Raw genomic sequence first — 17399 nt, 5'->3', positions numbered from 1 at the left:
TGAGGCTGCGGTCGGTACATCGTCCGCAAACCAAGCTCCTGCAATGAAGCTGTGGCGTATTGCAACAGGTCCGATCACACCTGACCAGCAGCCACCCCGTAAAAGTCCTGATTTCGTTGGATCGAAGCAACGCGTATGAGATTAAAAAATTGTGTCATCACGCATTCGCACAAAGGATCAGCCGAGGCGGTCGAACTGCTTGACCACGCCCTTCTAAACTGCGTCGCCATTGCCACGGCTCGCGCTCAAGATGCCATTTCAGCCCACGCGCCCGACGCGCATTCTTTCCCGTGCGGACTTCTGGATATCGACGCTGGACCAGAGCCTGAAGACATTGGCCGGCGTCGCGCCAATGGCGCGACCGGCGCCCGCGGCCTCGGCGCCCGACGACGCCTTGGACGAGTCGCAGCGCCGGCAGTCGGCGGCGCTGATGCGCGTCAATCACGTCGGCGAGGTCTGCGCCCAGGCGCTTTATCGCGCCCAGGCGCTGAGCACGCGTGACGACGAATTGCGCCTGCACCTCGAGCACGCCGCCCAGGAGGAGATCGATCATCTCGCCTGGTGCGCGGGCCGGCTGCGCGAGCTGAACGACCGCCCGAGCCTGCTGAACCCGCTCTGGTACGGGGGCGCTTTCGCGATCGGGGCGGTCGCCGGGCTCGTCGGGGACAAGGTCAGCCTGGGTTTTGTCATCGAGACCGAACGCCAGGTCGAAGCGCACCTTGCGAGCCATCTGGACCGACTGCCCGAAGGCGACCGGCAGTCGCGCGCGATCGTTGCTCAGATGAAGGAAGAGGAAGCGCGCCATGCGGAGGAGGCGCGAGCTCGTGGCGGCATCGACCTGCCCGCACCCGTGCGTGGCCTGATGCGCCTCGCGGCCAAGGTGATGACGCGCACCGCGCATCACCTCTGAAATCGCCAAGCCGACATGGACGTGAGGGCGCCCTCGGCGCCCCCTTCTTCCCCATCCATTGGGTGGTTCAGCCTTCCACGATCTCCACCGAAGTGGTGATTTCAGCGGTTTTTGCCAGCATGATGCTGGCCGAACAGTATTTCTCGTGCGACAGCTGCACAGCGCGCTCGACCGCGACCTGAGCCAGGCCCTTGCCGGTCACGACGAAGTGCATGTGGATCTTCGTGAACACTTTCGGATCGGACTCCGCGCGGTCCGCGCTGAGCTTCACCTGGCAGCCCCGGACGTCATGGCGCCCCCGCTTCAGGATGAGCACGACGTCGTAGGCCGTGCAGCCGCCCGTTCCGGCGAGCACGGTTTCCATCGGCCGGGGCGCCAGGTTGCGACCGCCGCCATCGGGCGAACCATCCATGTTGATCATGTGTCCGCTGCCGGTCTCGGCGACGAAGCTCATGCCGTCGGCGCCCATCCAGTTGATCGTGCATTCCATTCGTGGTTCCTCGTCATCGCGGCGCCAGCCGCCAGGGCCATGGACGGCACCTCGCCAACCACTCCGACCCCAATTCTTTCGCTCTCGGATGGGCAAGCCACCCACTCTGGCGGTGATTTTGCGCATTAGAGACCAGACTCCAGCGTCCGGCGCCCGAAAAATATTGCAGCGCAACATGCATCGCCCTAGAATTCTAGGCATGCGATAGCGCTACCCCGGCAGTGGGGTCAGCCCTCGCGCCGATTGTCTCCTCCACCGCCTCCATGGTGGATTCAGCCCGAGGCCACAAGCCTCGGGCTTTTTTTCGTCCGAACGCTCGCTCCTCCAATCGCGAACACGCGGCCGCGCACCGCGCCCCGGCCTGCATCGCGGCCCCGGCGAACCCTGGCATGATCGTCCGCCCCGGCTTCCGGCGCGTCCCGCGCGGAAGGGGGAATTGGAGGGAATTCCATGGCCGGCACCCGCCGCGCATCGCGCAAATCCACCTCGACGCGCCCATCGGCGCAAGCCCCGGCGTTACTCCCTGCGGATCAAAGCTATCTGCAACGGATTCTTAACGCGAAGGTGTATGAGGTCGCGCAGGAAACCTCCCTCGACGCCGCCCGCAATCTCTCCAAGCGCATTGGCAACAAGGTCTGGCTGAAACGCGAGGACCAGCAACCGGTATTCAGCTTCAAACTGCGGGGCGCATATAACAAGATGGCAAATCTCGTGCCCGAGCAATTGGCTCGGGGAGTGATTTGCGCGTCGGCCGGCAATCACGCGCAAGGGGTGGCGCTGTCGGCCAGGAAACTGGGCTGCCGCGCCGTCATCGTGATGCCGGTGACCACGCCCAAGGTCAAGATCGACGCGGTCCAGGCGCTCGGCGGCGAAGTGGTGCTCGCCGGGGAATCGTTCACCGACGCCTACGGGCACGCCCTGGAGCTCGAACGCGAACAGGGCCTGAGTTTCGTCCATCCGTTCGACGACCCGGACGTCATCGCGGGACAAGGGACGATCGCCATGGAGCTGCTGCGCCAGCATCCGGGCCCGATCGACGCGATCTTTGTCGCCATCGGCGGTGGCGGGCTGATCTCCGGGGTGGCGGCCTACATCAAGGCGGTGCGCCCGGAGATCAAGATCATCGGCGTCCAGACCAAGGACTCGGACGCGATGGTGCGCTCGGTGCGCGCTGGCAAGCGCGTGGCGCTGACCGACGTCGGCCTGTTCTCGGACGGCACCGCGGTCAAGCTGGTCGGCGAAGAAACCTTCCGCATCTGCCGCGAGCTCGTCGACGACTACGTGCTGGTCGACACCGATGCCGTCTGCGCGGCGATCAAGGACGTCTTCGTCGACACGCGCAGCATCCTCGAGCCGGCCGGCGGCCTGGGCGTGGCGGCGATCAAGCAGTACGCGGCGCAGCACGGCACGAAGGGCCAGACCTACATCGCCATCACCTGCGGCGCCAACATGAACTTCGACCGGCTGCGCTTCGTCGCCGAGCGCGCTGAAGTCGGCGAGGAACGCGAGGCGCTGTTCGCCGTCACCATCCCCGAGGAGCGCGGCAGTTTCCGGCGCTTCTGCGAACTGGTCGGCGGTCGCAGCGTCACCGAATTCAATTACCGCATCTCCGACCGGGACGACGCCCATGTGTTCGTCGGCGTCTCCATCTCCAGGCGCGAGGAGGTGGACAAGCTGGCTCGCAGCTTCGAGAAACATCGCTTCCCGACCGTCGACCTGACCGACGACGAACTGGCCAAGCAGCATGTCCGGCACATGGTCGGCGGGCGGACCGAGCTCGCCGAGAACGAACGCCTGTTCCGATTCATCTTCCCGGAGCGGCCCGGCGCGCTGATGCGCTTCCTCTCCAGCATGAATCCGGAATGGAACATCAGCCTGTTCCACTACCGCAACCAGGGCGCCGACTACGGTCGCATCCTCGTCGGGCTACAGGTTCCCAAGGGCGACGGCAAGGCGTTCAAGACCTTCCTCGACCAGTTGAACTACCCGTACACCGAGGAAACCGACAACCCGGTCTACCGCCTGTTCCTGCGCTGACCGCGGCGCGGTGCGGCGGCGGTGAGGCGCCGGTGACGATGCGGTCGCCGCCGTTACCGATCGTCACCAGCGACTGCCCCCGGGACAAGGGGCAGACGCCGGCCGACGGGGCAATTGCCAATGGCCGTCGCGCGGCACGGGCCCAGAATGGCGATCCCCATGTCGATTCATCAGTCCCTCATCTCGCCGACCGCCAATCCGGAGCTGGAACGCGCCCTGCGCCAGCGCCTGGAACGCCGCTGCGCATTGGCCGGCCGGCTGGGCGAGCTGGAACCGCTCGCGGTGCGGCTGGGCCTGATCCAGAACACGCAGACGCCGCGATTCCGCGACCCGACGCTGGTGCTCTTCGCCGCCGACCACGGCCTGGCCGTCGACGGCATCGCGCTGCCCAACGGCCGCAGCACGCGCGAGCAGGCCCTGCTCGCCCTTCAGCACCGGCTGCCGTCCACGGTCTTCGCGCGCAGCCAGGGCATGCATGTCACGGTGGTCGACTGCGGCATCGCCGAGCCGCTGAGCCCGCAGCAACGGCTGCTCGCGCGCAAGATCGCGCACGGCACGCGCAACTCGCGCGCCGGTCCGGCGATGACGCTGGAGCAGGCGCACGCCGGCGTGCGGGTGGGCATGGAGATCTCCGACAACCTGGCCGGTAACGTCATCGCGTGCGCCGGCCTGGGGCAAGGCTCGATGGAGGCGTCGGCGCTGGTGCTGTCGCGCCTGATGGACATGCCGGTGCAGGACTTCGTCATCTCCGGTCCCGACATGCCGCATGAGGACCTGTCGCACCTGATGCTGGTGCTCCAGGGCGCCCAGTCCCGGCATCGCGACGTCGAGGAACCGATGGCGGTGCTGGCCGCGTTCGGCGGCTACGAGCTGGCGGTGATGGTGGGGGCGATGCTGGTCGCCGCCTCGAAGCGGCAACTGATCCTGGTCGACGGCATGCCGGCCTGCGCGGCGCTCAAGGTGGCGTCGATGATCGCGCCGCCGGTCACCGACTATGCGGTGTTCTGCCGCAGCACGACGCACCGCGGCCTGGACGAGGCGCTGCAGCTGTTCCATGCCGCGGCGCTGCTGGAGCTCGGCATGGAGTGCGGCGACGGGACCGGCGCGACGCTGGCGTGGCCGCTGGTGAAGTGCGCCGCGGCGCTGCTGACCGAAGTGCAGGATCTGCCGGAAGGCTCGATCCACAGCCGGCCCTCGGACCTGCGTGACACGGGGCCGAGCAACCCGGGCGCCCTGCCGACCGGCCCTGGCCGATCGACGCTCGGCACGAAGTACTGAGGGCCCCGGCCCGGACGCCGCGTCGCCGCTTACTTGTTGGGATTGGCGCTGCCGTCGCCCTGCGGCTGGGGCAGGACGCCCGTCACGGCCGTGGGAGGCACGAGCCCTTCCGGCCCCGCCTGCGGCTGCATGTTGAAGTTGGGCGGCGGCGGGGCCATGCCGCCACCGGGCACCATCTGCGGCGGCGGCATCGGCGTGCCTTCGGCGCCCGGCGCGCCGGGCGCGAGGCTCAATCGCACCGTGACCGCGCCGCCGGCGCCGAGGCCGACGTCCCGTCGGTTGATCTCGATCAATTTCAGATCGCCGTCGAGGACCTGTCCGATGCGCACCGGCTTGGGCATTCCGCCCGCGACGGCGATCAGCGCGACGCCTTCACCGACATGGCGGCCATTCGTGGTCGGCGCGACAACCCCAAGCAATTGATAGCGGGAAGACATGGCTTCGACAGGCGCCTCTGCCATCTTTGCAGCAGCGAATAGCCTCGTCCAGTCAACGACTGCCCCTTCGCCGCCAGCGGCGTGGGTCATCGCGGGGGCCTGAGGCCCCTTGGCCATGAGCGCCAAAGCCCAATACGCGAGGCTGGCCGCCAGCAGCGCCCAGACGACGAAGCTTAACCATCGTGCATGCATCCGACGATTATGATGCAGCGCGATAGGCCGCCGAGGGCGGCTTCGCAAGGATTGCACATCATGCGCCGACCCCTGTCCCAGCGCCGCGCGCGCGGCTTCACGCTGATCGAGCTCATCGTCGCCATCACCATCGTCGCCGTCATGGGCGCGGTGGTCGTGCCGGCGGTGATGAACCACGTTTCCGAGGCCCGGCGCACCGCGGCGCGTTCCGACGTGAACACGCTGATGCAGGCGCTCAAGCTCTACAAGATGGACAACGGCCGCTACCCGAGCACCGACCAGGGCCTGGGCGCGCTGGTCGCCAAGCCGACCAACGGGCCCGCCGCTCCGAACTGGAAGGTCTACATCGAGAAGCTGCCCAAGGACCCCTGGGGCAATCCGTACCAGTACGACAACCCCGGCCTGAAGGGCGAGGTCGACATCTACAGCCTCGGCGCCGACGGCAAGCCGGGCGGCGAAGGCAACGACGCCGACATCGGCTCCTGGGAATGAGCGCGCGGCCCGCCGCTCGCCTCAGGCCTCAGTCCTGATCCCTCACCGACCGCCTCGAGCCGTGCGCGCGCGTTCGTCCCGCCGTGCGCGCCCGCGCGGCTTCACGCTGATCGAGCTGATCGTGGCGATCACCATCGTGGCGATCGCCAGCGCGACCGTCGCGGTCGCGGTGCGCGACCGCGCCGACGTGCAGCTCGAACGCGAGGCGCTCCATCTCGCTTCCGTGCTCGAGACCGCGCGCGCCGAGGCCCGGGCGGCGTCGCTGGACGTGCGCTGGATGCCCGAGCCCGCCAACGAAGGCGGCGGCTATCGCATCACCGGCCTGCCGCCCAACCTGGTCAAGCGCTTGTCGCTGGATCGCGCGTGGCTCGGCGACGCGCCGATCGTCGAGATCCAGGGCGCCACCGCCAACGGACGCACGCTGCGCCTGGGCCCCGAACCGCTGATCGGCGCGCAACGCGTGACCCTGATCCGCGGCGATCACCGCATCACCCTCCAGACCGACGGCCTGCGGCCGTTCGCGATCGCCAAGGGAGGCGCATGACCGCCCCCCGCCGCTTCCCGCGCCGGCAAGGCCTGGCCCTTCGCCCGACCGCCGGCTTCACGCTGGTCGAGGTGCTGGTGGCGCTGACGATCGTGGCGCTGTGCCTGGCCGCCGGGTTGCGCGCCGCGGGCGCGATGACCTCCAATGCAGACCGCCTCGCGGTCAATTCGCTGGCGCAGTGGTGCGCCGAGAACGAGCTCACCGAGATGCGGCTGACCAAGGCCTTCCCCGGTGTCGGCGACAACAGCTTCAGCTGCACGCAGCTCGGTCGCGACTTCTCCGGAAAGATGGCGGTGCGCTCGACGCCGAATCCCAACTTCCGCCGCGTCGAGGCGCAGGTCTTCGACGACCAGAACCGGCCGCTGCTGACCATCACCACCATCGTGGGGCGCTACTGATGCGGCGCGCCGCACGTTCTTCCCGGCGCTCGGCGCGCGGGTTCACGCTGATCGAGGTCGTCGTCGCGCTGGTCGTGATGGCGGTGATGTCGGTGATGGCATGGCGGGCGGTGTCGGCGCTGACGACCAGCCGCGCGCACAACGAGGCGTCGATGGAACGCGCCGAGACGCTGCAGACGCTGGTGCGCCAATGGGAGTTGGACCTGCGCGAAGTGCAGGACAGCAGCCAGATTCCCGCGCTCGCGTTCGACGGCGCGACGTTGCGCCTGACGCGGCGTCGCGACACCGGCCTGCAACTGGTGGTCTGGCAGCTGCGCGAAGGCCGCCTGAGCCGCTGGGAATCGGCGCCGGCCGGCACCCGCGACGCCTTGCAGGACGCCTGGTTCCGCAGCCAGCAGCTGAGCGCCGAGGAATTGCGCGCGCAACCCGGCCTCGACGGCATCGCCGGCTGGCAGATGTACTTCTTCCGTGGCAACGGCTGGAGCAACGCCCAGTCCAGCGACGACGTGACCGCGGTCAAGCCGCCCTCGCCGAGCGCCTCGGATCCGGGCGGCGGCCAGACGGTGACGCGCCGCGTGGTGCCGACCGGCGTGCGCGTGCGCATCCAGTTCGCCGAGGGCAGCGGCTACCGCGGCGAGCTGATCCGCGAGGTGCCGGTGGAGAGCAACGGCTCATGAGCGCGCGCCTCCCCTCCCCGCTTCGTCCGCGCCGCCAGCGCGGCGCGGCGCTGCTGACGGCGCTGCTGATCGTGGTGCTGGTGACCACGCTCGCCGCCGCGATGCTGTGGCGCCAGGCGCGCAGCATCCAGATCGAGGCCGCCGACCGCGGCCGCGCCCAGGCGGACTGGGTGCTGCAGGGCGCGCTCGACTGGGCGCGGCTGATCCTGCGCGAGGACAAGCGCGCCAACAACAAGGACAACGTCGACCACCTCGGCGAGGTCTGGGCGGTGCCGCTGGCCGAGGCGCGGCTGTCGAGCTTCCTGTCCACCGACGACAACAAGTCCGCCGATGCCGGTCCCGACGCCTTCCTGTCGGGCCACATCGAGGACGCGCAGTCGCGCTTCAACCTGCGCAACCTGGTCCGCGGCCAGGCGGAAGACCTGCGCGTCGCGGCGCGGATCTTCCAGGCCGCGGGATTGAACGCGGCGCTCGCCGAGCAGTTGCGGGCCACCCTGATCGGCGCCGTCGATCCCGCCAGCGCGCCGCAGGGACGGGTGCCGCTGCTGCCGGCGCGGCTGGAGCAATTGCGCTGGCTGGGCCTGAGCGACGAGCAGGCCGCGCGGCTGCGCTCGCTCGCGGTGATCCTGCCGCAGCCAACGCCGGTGAACCTGAACACGGCCTCGCGCGAGGTGATCACCGCGCTGTTCGACGGCATGGACGTGGGCAGCGCCGACCGCATCGTCCGCGCGCGCCAGGCCAAGCCGTTCCGCACGCTCGAGGACGTCAAACCCTACCTTCCGCAAGGATTGGAACTGAGCACCGAACGCACCGGGTTCACCAGCGACTTCTTCTTCGTCGAGGGCCAGTTGCGACTGGACGACCGCGTGCTCGCGCAGCGGTCGCTGGTGCAGCGGCGGGGCCTGGACATGATCGTGCTGGACCGCGAGCGGCTGCAGCGCCAGGCCGGATTGCCGTCCGGCGCCGGCGGCGGCAACGGAGCCACGCCTTGACCCCCGTCACCGGGACCGCGCGCGGTCCCGATGCCGGCATTGACACGACTGGACACACGAGGGACGGGATGCACGCAGACGTAAAGGCGCGACTAGGGGCTTGTTCGGAGGCGCGAGGCGCCGAACCGTCACGCAAGCCCTCCTAGAATCCGCGATCTCATGAGTACCCTGCTCATCCTGCTGCCCGCGAATCCGCCTCAGAGCGACGCCGGCGCACAAGACTACGAATACTGGTTCAGCCACGACGCGCAAGCGCCGGCCCATGCACGGGGCCATGGCGAGCGCGCGCCGCTGGCCGCGATGCCGCGCGCCGACCGCGTGATGGCGCTGATCGGCGACGACGCGCTCAGTTGGCTGCCGGCGCAGTTGCCCAAGGTCAAGGGCGCCAAGCTGCGCGGCGCGGTCGTCGGCGTGATGGAGGACCAGTTGCTCGACGACGCCGAGCGGCTGCACCTCGCGCTGCTCGACAGCCCCGAGGCCGACGTCCGGACGCACTGGGTCGCCGTGACCGCGCGCGAACCGCTGCGGGCCCACCTCGCGGCGCTCGAGGCGGCCGGCCTGCCGGCCGATTCGCTGCTGCCGCTGTCGTGGCCGCAGGCGGCCATGGGCGGCCACGTGTCCACCGGCGCCGACGACCGGCCGCGGCTGCGCGTGACGCGCGCCGACGGCGTCGCGACGCTGCCGCTGGACAGCGGCGGCCTGCGCGGCTGGCTGGGCGATGCCTGGTGGACCGACGCGACGGTCACCGCGAGCCCGTCCGCCGCCGCCGACGCCGAGCAATGGCTTGGCCGTCCGGTGCAGGTCGTCAACGACACCGACCGGGCCTGGGCCGCGCGCCAGGCGCCGATCAACCTGCTCCAGTTCGACCTGACGCCGCGCCAGCGCGGCTGGCAGCGTGTCTACCGCGTGTGGCAGACGCTGCAGACGCCGGCCTGGCGGCCGTTCCGCTGGGGCGTCGTCGGCCTGGTGGCGGTGCAGGTCATCGGCCTGAACGCGATGGCGTGGCAGCAAGGCCGCGCGATCGACGCGCGCAAGGCCGAACAGGAGGCGCTACTGCGCCAGAGCTTCCCACAGGTGCGCGTGATCCGCGACGCCCGCGCGCAGATGCTGCGCGAGACCGAGGCGCTGCGCGGCGGCGCCGGCCAGGTCGGACCGGGCGACCTGGAAGACCTGCTCGCCGCCGTCGCCCGCGTGACGCCGCCGGGCGAGCCGCCGCTGACGGGCCTGCGCTTCGAGCAGGGACGCCTGCAACTTTCCGGCCTCGCGCCGCCGCAGCGCGCGCAATTGCGCGAGCGCCTCGGCCAGGACGCCACGCTGCGCGTGTCCGAGGACGGCGACGTGCTTCAACTCAGCCTGCGACCGGATCAACGATGAACAGCCTCACGACGATGCGCCGGGACCTCGAGGCCCGCTGGGCCGCCGCCGCGCCGCGCGAGCGCCTGATCGCGCGCGTGGCCGCGGCCTTCATCGGGCTGCTGCTGCTGTGGCTGGTCGCGCTGGCGCCGGCCTGGTCCACGCTGAGCAAGGCGCCGGGCGAGCTCGACCGGCTCGACCGCGAGCTGCGGCAGATGCGCGCGATGGCGCAGCAGACGCAGGCGCTCAAGCAGGCGGTGCCGGTGTCGGCCGAGCAGTCGGCCGCCGCGTTGCGCGCCGCGACCGCGCGGCTGGGCCCGCAGGCCGAGCTGACGATCACCGGCACGCAGGCCCAGTTGCGGCTGCGCGGCGTCTCCGGCGCCGCGCTGGCGATGTGGATCGGCGAGGCGCGCCAAGGCGCCCGCGCCCGGCCGCAGGAAGCCGAGCTGCAGTCCACCGCGCAGGGCTACATGGGCCGGATCGCGCTGCTGCTGCCGGCCGCGGCGGGGAACTGAGCGATGGCCCGCAGTTCCCGCACCCTCCGGGCGAGCACGCCGGCGAAGGCCGCGAACGCCGCCGCGGCGACCGGCTTCGTGCGCGCGTTCCGATGGGCCGAGCTCGGCGCGGTGCTGGGCCTGCTGACGGCCGTGGTGCTGTGGGCGCCGGCGGCCTGGCTGGCCTCGACGGTGGCCGGCATGACGAATCAACGGCTGCTGCTGGCCGATGCGCGCGGCAGCATCTGGAACGGCAGCGCGCGCGTGATCCTCAGCCCCGGCCCGGGCAGCCGCGACGGCAGCGAGCTGCCCGAACGGCTGGGCTGGTCGCTGCGTCCGGCGTGGATCGACGGCGGCCTGGGCCTGCGTCTGACGCTGGCGCAGGACTGCTGCGTGAAGCCGGGCAGCCCGGTGACCGTGGGCCTGGGCATGGACCGGCTGACGGTGCGGCTGCCCGACGCGACGCCGGAGCAGCCCTGGATCCGCTGGCCGGCCGGCTGGCTGGCCGGCCTGGGCACGCCGTGGAACACGCTGGCGCCCGAAGGCGTCATCGCCATCAGCGCGCAGGGCTTCGTCTTCGACGGCCGGGGCAAGACGGTGACGGTGAGCGGCGTGGCGCAGCTCGAGCTGCGCGACTTCTCGTCGCGGCTGGCGCAGGTGTCGCCGCTGGGCAGCTATCGGATGAGCGTGGTGGGCGGCGGTCAAGCGCCGCAGCTGATCCTGATGACGCAGCAGGGTCCGCTGCAACTCAGCGGCCAGGGCACCCTGGGCGCGCGGCCGCAGTTCCGGGGCGAGGCGACGCCGGCCCCGGGGAGCGAGGCCGCATTGGCCAATTTGTTGAACATCATCGGGCGCCGCGAGGGAGCGCGCTCGATCATCTCGGTGGGATGAGCATGAACAAGCACATGATGCGACCGACGGCGCTGGCCATGGCGATCAGCCTGATCGCGGGCAGCCTGCCCCTGGGGGCGAGCGCGCAGTCGAATCCGCAGCAGAACCGCCGACAGCCGGCCGTGCGCGCGAGCACGCCGGTCACGCTGAACTTCGTCAACACCGACATCGAGGCGGTGTCCCGCGCGATGTCCGCGGCGCTGGGCAAGCCGATCCTGGTCGACCCGCGGGTCAAGGGCACGATGACGCTGACGGCCGAGCAGCCGGTGCCGGTGCAGGAGGCCTACCTGAGCTACCTGGCCGCGCTGCGCGGCATGGGCTTCTCGATGGTCGAGGCCGGCGGGTTGCTCAAGCTGGTGCCCGAGGCCGAGGCCAAGCTGCAGACCGGCGCGGTGACGATCGCCGGCGAGTCGCGCCAGCGCGGCGACCAGGTGGTGACGCAGATCTTCAAGCTCAACCACGAGAACGCGAACAACCTGGTCGCGGTGCTGCGTCCGCTGATCACGCCGAACAACACGATCAACGCCAACCCGGGCAACAACAGCCTGGTGATCACCGATTACGCCGAGAACCTGCAGCGCATCAGCCGCATCGTGGCGGCGCTGGACCAGCCGTCCAACACCGACATCGAGGTGATCCCGCTGCGCAACGCGGTGGCCTCGGACATCGTGCAGCTGGTGCAGCGGCTGAGCGAAGGCGGCTCCGGCGCGCCGGGCGCGCCGGTGGTGCAAGGCGCCTCGGCGGGCGGCGGCAGCGTGATGGCCGATCCGCGCAGCAACGCGCTGATCGTGCGGGCGTCCAACCCGGCCAAGCTGGCGCAGCTGCGCGCGATGATCGCCAAGCTCGACCAGCCCGGCACCGACAGCGGCGGCGCGATCCGCGTGATCTACCTGAAGAACGCCGACGCGGTGCGCCTGGCCACGGTGCTGCGCGCGGCCTACACGAACAACGCCGGCCCGGGTGCCGGCGGCTCCGGCAACAACAGCGGCAGCGGCGGCACCGGCAGCTTCGCCAGCGCGCAGACCGGCAGCAGCGGCTCCGGCAACAGCTTCGCGGGCAACAGCGGATCGTTCGGCGGCAGCTCGTCGAGCTCGGGCAGCAGCAGCGGCAGCTCCAGCACCGGCAGCTCCACGCAGGTCAGCCAGACCGCGCAGGTCAACACCGGCGGCTTCGTGCAGGCGGACCCGGCGACCAACTCGCTGATCATCACCGCGCCGGAGCCGATGTACCGCCAGATCCGCGCCGTCGTCGAGCAGCTCGACACCCGCCGCGCGCAGATCTACGTCGAGGCCCTGATCGTCAAGGTCGACGCCAGCAAGCTGGGCGAGTTCGGCGTGCAGTTCAACCAGTTGTTCGGCAACAAGGGCGACTCGGTGATCTCGGGCCTGGGGACCAACTTCGGCACCGGCTTCAGCAACATCCTGAACCTGTCCGGCGCCGCCGCGCAGGGCGTCAGCGCCACGACCTCCACCGGCATCGGCGCCGCGCTGTCCTCGGGCCAGATCCCGACCGGCCTGAACCTGGGCTTCCTGAAGAAGGTCGGCAACTACTACACGCTGGGCGCGGTGGCGAACGCGCTGGGCTCGATCAGCGGCACCAATGTCCTGTCGACGCCGTCGCTGGTGGTGCAGGACAACGAGGAAGCCGACCTGCTGATCGGCAGCAACGTGCCGGTGCTGACCGGCGCGCAGACCTCGAGCTCGAGCTCGACCAGCAACCCGTTCCAGACCTTCGAGCGCCGCGACGTCGGCCTGCGGCTGAAGGTGCGCACGACCGTCGGCGAGAGCGGCACGGTCCGGATGAAGGTCTACCAGGAGAACTCGAGCGTCGTGGCGACGGCGACGGCCGCGACGCAGGGCCCGACCTTCGACAAGAGCGCGGTCGAGACCTCGGTGACGCTGGAGGACGGCCAAGTGCTGGTGCTGGGCGGCATGCTCAAGGACGAGTACACCGACGGCGAGGACAAGGTGCCGGGCCTGGGCGACATCCCGCTGCTGGGCAACCTGTTCAAGAACCAGGCCCGCAAGCGGGTGAAGTCCAACCTGATGATCTTCCTGCGCCCGGTGGTGCTGCGCACGCCGGAGAGCGCGGCGGCGTTGACGACGGACCGCTACGACGCGATCCGCGCCTACCAGCAGGAAGTGCAGCCCAAGTCCAACCTGGTGCTGCCGGACACGGGCGCGCCGATGCTGCCGGAGAAGCCGGCCTCCGCGCCGCCGGTGACGTCGCCGAGCCAGCTGCCGCTGCCGGTGTATCCGGCCTCGTCGCCGGTGCCGGGCCCGGCCGCGCCGGCCAGCGCGCCGCAGGGCCGCTGAGCGGGAGCCGCCCATGGCCAGCCGCCATCCCCTTCCCTACGCCGTCGCGCGCTCGCAGCAGGTGCTGCTGGAGGACGACGGCCAGCAGCGCACGCTGTGGGCGTCGCCGTCGCTGACGCTGCCGACGCTGTCGGAGCTGCAGCGCGTGTACGCGCCGGCGCGCATCGAATGCCTGAGCGTGGCCGAGCTGTCGCAGCGCATCCAGGCCGCCTACGCGGGCGGCGAGGACAGCGCGGCGCTGGTGGTCGGCGAGGTCGAGAGCGCCGTCGACCTGTCGCGCCTGATGCAGGACCTGCCGGCGGTCGAGGACCTGCTGGAGACCGCCGACGACGCGCCGATCATCCGGATGCTCAACGCGCTGCTGACGCAGGCCGCGAACAACGGCGCGAGCGACATCCACATCGAGCCTTACGAGCGCGAGAGCTCGGTGCGTTTCCGTGTCGACGGCACGTTGCGCGAGGTGGTGCGGCCGAACCGGGCGCTGCACGCGGCGCTGATCTCGCGGCTGAAGATCATGGCGGAGCTGGACATCGCCGAGAAGCGGCTGCCGCAGGACGGCCGGATCTCGCTGCGCATCGGCGGCCGCGCGATCGACGTGCGGGTGAGCACGCTGCCGTCGGCGCACGGCGAGCGCGCGGTGCTGCGCCTGCTGGACAAGTCGGAATCGCGCTTCACGCTGTCAGCGCTGGGCATGGACGGCGAGCGGCTGGAGCGCTTCCAGCGGCTGGCGCAGCAGCCGCACGGCATCGTGCTGGTGACGGGTCCGACGGGCTCGGGCAAGACGACGACGCTGTACGCGGCGCTGCAGACGGTGGACACGTCGACGACCAACGTGCTGACCGTCGAGGACCCGATCGAGTACGAGCTGCCGGGCATCGGCCAGACGCAGGTGAACGCGCGGATCGACCTGACCTTCGCGAAGGCGCTGCGCGCGATCCTGCGGCAGGACCCGGACGTGATCATGATCGGCGAGATCCGCGACTACGAGACGGCGCAGATCGCGATCCAGGCCTCGCTGACGGGTCACCTGGTGCTGGCGACGCTGCACACGAACGACGCGGTCAGCGCCGTGACGCGGCTGACCGACATGGGCGTGGAGCCCTTCCTGCTGAGTTCGTCTCTGCTGGGCGTGCTGGCGCAGCGGCTGGTGCGCAAGCTGTGCCCGGTGTGCAAGTCGCCGGAGCCGCTGCCCGAGGGCGGCACGCGCTACCACCCGGTGGGTTGCCCGGCCTGCGCGAGCAGCGGCTACAAGGGCCGGACGGGGGTGTACGAGCTGATGGTCTGCGACGACGCGATCCGCGGCCTGATCCACAACCAGGCGCCGGAGTCGGCGCTGCTGGCGGCGGCGCGGGCGAACGGGTTGCGCTCGATGCGCGAGGACGGCGACCGGCTGGTGGCCGCGGGCGTGACGTCCGAAGAGGAAGTGCTGCGGGTCACGCGCGAGTGATCGCGGCCGAGACGCTTCCGCACACGCAGTAAACGACGAGGTTCCGAGCGATGCCCGCCTTCAAGTACGACGCCCTCGACGCGTCCGGCAAACCGAAACAGGGATTGCTGGAGGCGGACACCGTGAAGGCCGCGCGCTCGCAGCTGCGGGCGCAGGGGCTGGTGCCGATGGAGGTGAAGCCGGTGGCGGCGCCCGCGGGCAAGCAGTCGCGCTTCGCGCGGCGCGCCTTCAAGGCGGCGGGGCTGGCGGTGTGGACGCGGCAGCTGGCGGGGCTGGTGTCGGCGGGATTGCCGCTGGAGCGCTCGTTGTCGGCGCTGGCGGACGAGGCCGAGGAGCCACGCCAGCGCGAGCTGATGTCGCAGCTCAAGGCGGAGGTCAACGCGGGCTCGTCGTTCGCGCGATCGCTGGCGCTGGCGCCGCGGGAGTTCGACGACGTCTACCGCGCGGTGGTCGCGGCCGGCGAGCAGAGCGGCGCGCTGGGGCCGGTGCTGGAGAGCCTGGCGGACGACCTCGAGGAACAACAGCGGCTGCGTTCGGAGCTCTTCGGGGCGCTGGCGTATCCGGTGATCGTCTGCATCATCGCGGTGCTGGCGGTGAGCTTCCTGCTGACGTATGTCGTGCCGCAGGTGGCGGCGGTGTTCACGCAGACGCGGCAGACATTGCCGTTGCTGACGCGGATCATGATGGGCACGTCGGACGTGCTGCGGCAGTGGGGCGTGGTGATCCTGGTGGTGCTCGTGGGCGGGTTCTTCGGCGTGCGCCAGATCCTCAAGCGCGAAGGCCCGCGGCAGCGCTTCGACGCGGCGTGGCTGAACCTGCCGCTGCTGGGGCGGCTCTCGCGGGGCTACAACGCGGCGCGGTTCTCGGGGACGCTGGCGATGCTGGCGGGCGCGGGCGTGCCGATCCTGAAGGCGCTGCAGGCGGCGGCGGAGACGCTGTCCAACGAGGCGATGCGGGCGGATGCGCTGGATGCGCTGGCGCAGGTGCGCGAAGGCGCGCCGCTGGGCGCGGCGCTGGCGGGGAAGAAGCGCTTCCCGGGGCTGCTGTCGATGTTCGCGCGGCTGGGCGAGCAGACGGGGCAATTGCCCGACATGCTGCAGCGCGCGGCCAGACAGCTGGGCAGCGAGGTGAAGCGCCGCGCGATGACGCTGGCGACGCTGCTGGAACCGCTGCTGATCGTGGCGATGGGTGGGGTGGTGATGCTAATCGTGCTGTCCGTGCTGCTGCCGATCATCGACATGAACAAGCTGGCGGCGCAGTAAGCCGCCGAGGATTCATCCAAGCCTGGGGAGGCGGAGATGGGCTCAAAGGGCATGAAGCACGCGGCGCGGTGGATGGCCGCCGTCGGGATGACGGTAATGGGCGTTCAAGCGGTGGCGGAGATCGAGCAATCGGCGCCGCAGACGCCGGAAGCGGCGGCATCGGCGGTGCGGACGGAAACGCCCTTATCGGCGTTGTTCGTCGAGCGCTATCCGGAACTCGCGAAGCTAAATGGGTTCGGCGGCATTCCGTTTTCGGACGTGACCGACACGCTCGGCGAGCGGGTGTCGAAGAGCCGCAAGGTCACGCTGGTGGTGTATCCGGCGCACGCGCGGACAGCGATCGCGAACAGCTACCTGATCTACAACGTGCCCTGCGAGGACGACGCGGCTCGCAACTGCCATTACCTCGGCGTGATGACGCAGTTCGGGATGCCGATTCAGCGGATGTATGGGCCGCTCGATCTGGAGCTGCGGCCGGGTATTGAGTTGCGGCTGCAGGCGCTGAGGGATTCGCTGGCGCTGTGATCACTCGGCGTTGAGCGAACTGGCTCCTGACCACTGGAGTGCCGCTCCATTGCTATCGCCATCTCATTTAGCAACGTTGAAGCCTCGACCAATCGACTTCAGCACAGTCGCGAAACTCAGCTTGCTACAAGGCATCAACCAGTATCACGCTACAGTTTCGACCCGCTTCATCGCCTCCAAGATGGGAAAATCCGAGGAGTGTCAATGGTCGATGACTCCATTGATCTCCTTTCTGGTCCGATCCCAGTCGCTGTGCGCTCATGACGAATTCCCCTGGCGAGTCAAGTACTGCGCCCCTTTTACTACCTTGAAGTCGATCAGGTAAGCGGACTCGCACTGCGCCTCCGTCAAATCAGAACCGTCAATGGAGACGGGTGCAACAAGATTCAATTTCCCCGGTCCGAATTAGTTCATCAATCGCAACTTCAAGGGTTGCTCTGGTGATCGACTCAACGACGATCATGTCTTTCGCCCAGACATATTTACCAGCAGCACATTCTCCCGAAGCTCGATACCTGCGCATGAGCGTGGACAAGTTATTGATGGTAAAGAATGTCGCAGAGAACAACCTGCCGTCTTCAACGTCAATCAAAATATCAACGTTGTCATCGACTGCATCAACAATCTCTTGCCCGGATGGGGTTCTCAAGTGAAATTTCATAGTA

18 protein-coding genes are annotated in these 17399 nt (G+C 69.6%); 15 read left to right on the top strand and 3 right to left on the bottom strand.

The features are described 5' to 3' along the window. Positions 1–250: 250 nt before the first annotated feature. Positions 251–910 (top strand): 2-polyprenyl-3-methyl-6-methoxy-1,4-benzoquinone monooxygenase, encoded by a 660-nt coding sequence (gene coq7 / locus N5D62_RS06605; protein WP_279756862.1) that lies wholly within the window; start codon positions 251–253, stop codon positions 908–910. Positions 911–977: 67 nt separating this feature from the next. Here the strand turns inward: coq7 and N5D62_RS06600 are convergent, their stop codons facing one another. Beyond that, a complete protein-coding gene (locus N5D62_RS06600; RefSeq protein ID WP_279756861.1) occupies positions 978–1400 on the bottom strand; it encodes an OsmC family protein in 423 nt (140 codons plus the stop codon). Positions 1401–1850: 450 nt separating this feature from the next. Between N5D62_RS06600 and ilvA the strand changes: the two genes are divergently transcribed. Beyond that, entirely contained in the window at positions 1851–3437 is a 1587-nt protein-coding gene (ilvA, locus tag N5D62_RS06595; RefSeq protein ID WP_279756860.1) for a threonine ammonia-lyase, biosynthetic, read from the top strand. Between the two features lie 159 nt (positions 3438–3596). Next, a complete protein-coding gene (locus tag N5D62_RS06590; protein ID WP_279756859.1) occupies positions 3597–4715 on the top strand; it encodes a nicotinate-nucleotide--dimethylbenzimidazole phosphoribosyltransferase in 1119 nt (372 codons plus the stop codon). 29 nt (positions 4716–4744) lie between these two features. On the opposite strand, the gene N5D62_RS06585 is transcribed toward N5D62_RS06590, so the two are convergent. Further along, positions 4745–5344 (bottom strand): hypothetical protein, encoded by a 600-nt coding sequence (locus tag N5D62_RS06585; protein ID WP_279756858.1) that lies wholly within the window; start codon positions 5342–5344, stop codon positions 4745–4747. A gap of 60 nt (positions 5345–5404) precedes the next feature. On the opposite strand from N5D62_RS06585, the gene gspG reads away from it, so the two are divergent. The 12 genes from gspG to N5D62_RS06525 all read left to right on the top strand — a co-directional run bounded on the left by gspG (position 5405) and on the right by N5D62_RS06525 (position 16734). Further along, positions 5405–5836, top strand: a complete 432-nt coding sequence (gene gspG / locus N5D62_RS06580; RefSeq protein WP_279756857.1) for a type II secretion system major pseudopilin GspG — start codon at positions 5405–5407, stop codon at positions 5834–5836. Between the two features lie 61 nt (positions 5837–5897). Then, the gene (locus N5D62_RS06575; protein ID WP_279756855.1) at positions 5898–6380 is read left to right on the top strand and encodes a type II secretion system protein; all 483 of its coding nucleotides are present in this window, start codon (positions 5898–5900) and stop codon (positions 6378–6380) included. Continuing rightward, complete coding sequence (gene gspI, locus N5D62_RS06570) at positions 6377–6778, top strand: type II secretion system minor pseudopilin GspI (RefSeq protein ID WP_279756854.1); 402 nt, start codon at positions 6377–6379, stop codon at positions 6776–6778. Before N5D62_RS06575 ends, gspI begins: the two co-directional genes overlap by 4 nt. After that, a complete protein-coding gene (locus N5D62_RS06565; protein ID WP_279756853.1) occupies positions 6778–7455 on the top strand; it encodes a prepilin-type N-terminal cleavage/methylation domain-containing protein in 678 nt (225 codons plus the stop codon). Before gspI ends, N5D62_RS06565 begins: the two co-directional genes overlap by 1 nt. Beyond that, positions 7452–8447 carry a type II secretion system minor pseudopilin GspK gene (gspK, locus tag N5D62_RS06560; RefSeq protein ID WP_279756852.1) on the top strand — a complete coding sequence of 332 codons (996 nt, stop codon included), beginning with the start codon at positions 7452–7454 and terminating at the stop codon, positions 8445–8447. The genes N5D62_RS06565 and gspK overlap by 4 nt, the downstream gene beginning before the upstream one ends. Before the next feature lie 159 nt (positions 8448–8606). Beyond that, a complete protein-coding gene (gspL, locus tag N5D62_RS06555; protein ID WP_279756851.1) occupies positions 8607–9821 on the top strand; it encodes a type II secretion system protein GspL in 1215 nt (404 codons plus the stop codon). Continuing rightward, on the top strand, positions 9818–10315 hold the full coding sequence (gspM, locus tag N5D62_RS06550; protein ID WP_279756850.1) for a type II secretion system protein GspM: 498 nt from the start codon (positions 9818–9820) through the stop codon (positions 10313–10315). The genes gspL and gspM overlap by 4 nt, the downstream gene beginning before the upstream one ends. Positions 10316–10318: 3 nt before the next feature. Continuing rightward, positions 10319–11185: a type II secretion system protein N gene (gene gspN, locus N5D62_RS06545; protein ID WP_279756849.1), complete on the top strand. Its 867-nt coding sequence runs from the start codon at positions 10319–10321 to the stop codon at positions 11183–11185. Positions 11186–11187: 2 nt separating this feature from the next. Further along, positions 11188–13500, top strand: a complete 2313-nt coding sequence (gene gspD, locus N5D62_RS06540) for a type II secretion system secretin GspD (protein ID WP_279756848.1) — start codon at positions 11188–11190, stop codon at positions 13498–13500. A 13-nt stretch (positions 13501–13513) separates the two neighbouring features. Beyond that, positions 13514–14947 (top strand): type II secretion system ATPase GspE, encoded by a 1434-nt coding sequence (gene gspE, locus N5D62_RS06535; RefSeq protein WP_279756847.1) that lies wholly within the window; start codon positions 13514–13516, stop codon positions 14945–14947. Between the two features lie 50 nt (positions 14948–14997). Beyond that, positions 14998–16209: a type II secretion system inner membrane protein GspF gene (gene gspF / locus N5D62_RS06530; RefSeq protein ID WP_279756846.1), complete on the top strand. Its 1212-nt coding sequence runs from the start codon at positions 14998–15000 to the stop codon at positions 16207–16209. Between the two features lie 51 nt (positions 16210–16260). Next, on the top strand, positions 16261–16734 hold the full coding sequence (locus tag N5D62_RS06525) for a hypothetical protein (protein WP_279756845.1): 474 nt from the start codon (positions 16261–16263) through the stop codon (positions 16732–16734). Positions 16735–17095: 361 nt separating this feature from the next. On the opposite strand, the gene N5D62_RS06520 is transcribed toward N5D62_RS06525, so the two are convergent. Further along, positions 17096–17395: a hypothetical protein gene (locus N5D62_RS06520; protein WP_279756844.1), complete on the bottom strand. Its 300-nt coding sequence runs from the start codon at positions 17393–17395 to the stop codon at positions 17096–17098. Between the last annotated feature and the right edge of the window lie 4 nt (positions 17396–17399).

It is taken from the genome of Mitsuaria sp. GD03876 (genome assembly GCF_029840635.1).
In the GTDB taxonomy this organism is placed as follows: domain Bacteria; phylum Pseudomonadota; class Gammaproteobacteria; order Burkholderiales; family Burkholderiaceae_C; genus Roseateles.
Note: the sequence above shows the minus strand (reverse complement) of the source record. Positions and strands in the feature narration are given on the sequence as shown.